The organism is Streptomyces jumonjinensis, assembly GCF_009600885.1.
GTDB lineage: Bacteria > Actinomycetota > Actinomycetes > Streptomycetales > Streptomycetaceae > Streptomyces > Streptomyces jumonjinensis.
In genome coordinates, this window is record NZ_VCLA01000186.1 from 1 (window position 1) to 1,920 (window position 1,920).

A 1,920-nucleotide genomic window follows, 5' to 3' on the forward strand; every position below is an offset into this window, starting at 1 on the left:
GGGACGACCAGCAGGTCAAGGTGCGCGGCTACCGCATCGAACTCGGCGAAGTCGAGTCCGTGCTCGGCGAGTTCCCCGGACTCGCCGAATGCGCCGTGATCCGCCGCGAGCAGGACGGCGACGCGGCCCTGGCCGCCTACGTACATCTCACACCGGCCGGGACCGTCCAGGAGCTGCGCGCCCACGCCGAAGCGCGGCTGCCGGAGTGGATGCGCCCCTCGACGTACACCGTGCTCGACGTCCTGCCGCTCACACCGTCCGGCAAGCTCGACCGACGTGCGCTGACCGAGCCGACGGCAGCCGTGGGCACACCGGCCCACGACCGGGACGACGCGCCCCGCACCGCCACCGAGGAACTCCTCATCCGCATCAGCGAGGAAGTCCTCCGGGTGGAAGGGCTGCGCCCCCTGGACAACTTCTTCGAGGCGGGCGGCCACTCCCTTCTGGCGATCCGGGTGGTGGCCCGCCTGAAACGGAACGCCCAGCTGACCATTCCGATGACCGCCGTTTTCGAGAACCCGGTCCTGCGCGACCTCGCCGCGTACGTCGATGACACCATCCGCGCACGACTGGCCTCGGAGGGGAGCCGATGAGCAGCCCCACCGTGCGCGTCTTCTGCCTGCCCTTCGCCGGAGCCGGCGCCACCTTCTACCGGGGCTGGCCCACGCCGCCCGAGGGCATCGAGATCGTCCCGGTCCAGCCCGCGGGCCGCGAGGAGCGATACGGCGAGGACCCGTACGACAGCATCGAGGCGGCTCTCGGCGACCTGGTTCCGGCGCTGCGCGACCAGTGCGCCGACGGCCGCCCCTACGCCCTGTTCGGCCACAGTTTCGGCGCGATCCTCGCCTATGAACTCGCCCGCGAACTGAGCACCGCCCCGGCGGCCGGACCGCTGTGGCTGATGGCGAGCGGTTCCGCGGCTCCGGGTGTCCCGCTCGGCCGCTGCTCATCGGAGCTGGACGACGACGAGTTCGTCACCCGTGTCGAGCAACTCGCCGGCTACGTCCACCCGGCGCTCGCCGACCCGGACCTGCGTGAAGTCGTACTGCCCGTGCTCCGTGCCGATGTACACATCCACGAGACGTACCGACTCGCCGACGCGCGGCAGCTGTCCGTGCCGGTCACGGTCGTACGCGGAACCGACGACCACCAGGTCGGCGCCGAGGACTGCCGGGCCTGGGCGGAGCGGACCACGGCCCAGTGCGTGACGCGGGAGCTGCCGGGCGGCCATATGTATCTCGCCGACGACCCGGCTCCCCTCTTCGCGATCATGGCGCATCTCGGCTCCGGACTGCCCGGGGGGCGCAGGTGACCGTCCTCACCGGCGCGCTGGTCGTGCGGCCGTCGGTGCCGCTCGGCGCCGACGCCGTCGACCGTGCGCTCGCCTCCGTCGCTCTGCCGTCCCCGCGGACCGTGGGGGCATGGGCCGAACGGCTCCCGTACGCGAGCACCGACCCACGGGCCGCGGCCCTCCGGTGCCGCACGGCCGGGCGTCCGTTCGCCCGGGACGCCGGAGCGCTGCTGAGGGTCGCCCTGCTCGACTACGCCGACGGCGTCCAGGACGTGGTGATCGCCGCCCCGGCGTCGCTGCTCGACGAGACGGGCCTGCACGGGGTGGCCCTGCGGCTGGCGGCGGACGCCCCGCCTGTGGCGCTCAAACCGCCGGGTGACGGTGACAGCCGGCACCGCACGCCGCCGGCTCCCGTATGGGGCGGGCCGGGGCCGGGCGGCCCCGAGCGGTACGCGACCGCCCGCGTTCCGCTGCCGTCGCTCACCGGCGACGCGGCGGCGTCCGCTCTCGCCGCTCTCGGCGGCGCTCTGGCGCACCGTGAACCGGGACATGGCGCCGTCGTGTCCGTACGGTGCCCGGGGGTCGCGGACGGCTCGCTCGACGCCGTCGACCGCGTGTTCGACCTGCGG

General features: G+C 73.9%; 2 protein-coding genes and 1 pseudogene. All 3 read left to right on the forward strand.

Annotated elements, in window-relative coordinates; all coding sequences use genetic code 11:
• Positions 1-593: AMP-binding enzyme (locus tag FF041_RS29215; protein ID WP_228388706.1), on the forward strand; the 593-nt coding region annotated here is incomplete at its 5' end.
• A complete protein-coding gene (locus tag FF041_RS29220) occupies positions 590-1,312 on the forward strand; it encodes a thioesterase II family protein (protein WP_153525591.1) in 723 nt (240 codons plus the stop codon). The genes FF041_RS29215 and FF041_RS29220, both read left to right, overlap by 4 nt.
• Positions 1,309-1,920, forward strand: a pseudogene (locus tag FF041_RS29225) (hypothetical protein); the annotation flags it as partial. The gene FF041_RS29220 and the pseudogene FF041_RS29225, both read left to right, overlap by 4 nt.